The organism is Pseudaminobacter soli (ex Li et al. 2025) (assembly GCF_003012705.1).
GTDB lineage: Bacteria > Pseudomonadota > Alphaproteobacteria > Rhizobiales > Rhizobiaceae > Pseudaminobacter > Pseudaminobacter soli.
In genome coordinates this window covers 1-298 of record NZ_PXYL01000088.1, presented here as the reverse complement: position 1 = coordinate 298, position 298 = coordinate 1, and the positions used below count along the sequence as shown (strand labels likewise).

The window sequence follows — 298 nt, the reverse complement described above, 5'->3', positions numbered from 1 at the left end:
ACTGCGCCAGCGCGCGCATGGTCTCGGGACCGGCCACACCGTCGATCGTCAGGCCGCGCGCCTTCTGGAAGGCCATCACCGCCTTCTTGGTGGTCGGGCCATAATCGCCGTCGACCTTCACCGGATAGCCGGCGCGCACCAGAAGCCCCTGCAGTTCGCGCACCTTGGCGCCCTGTGAGCCCATGCGCAGCATGCCAGAGGCGACCGAGGCAAGAGCCTTGCCGGTTTTGCTCGCGTAGGCCTTGGCCATCAGGAGGTGGTAGCCGCCCTTGATGCCGGCCGGGCCGTTGTAGCCGCG

1 protein-coding gene is annotated in these 298 nt (G+C 68.5%); it reads right to left on the bottom strand.

All coding sequences use genetic code 11. The features are described from left to right. Positions 1-298, bottom strand: a 298-nt coding sequence (locus tag C7I85_RS31980) for a peptidoglycan-binding domain-containing protein (protein WP_146149036.1), incomplete at both ends; no start/stop codon positions are given.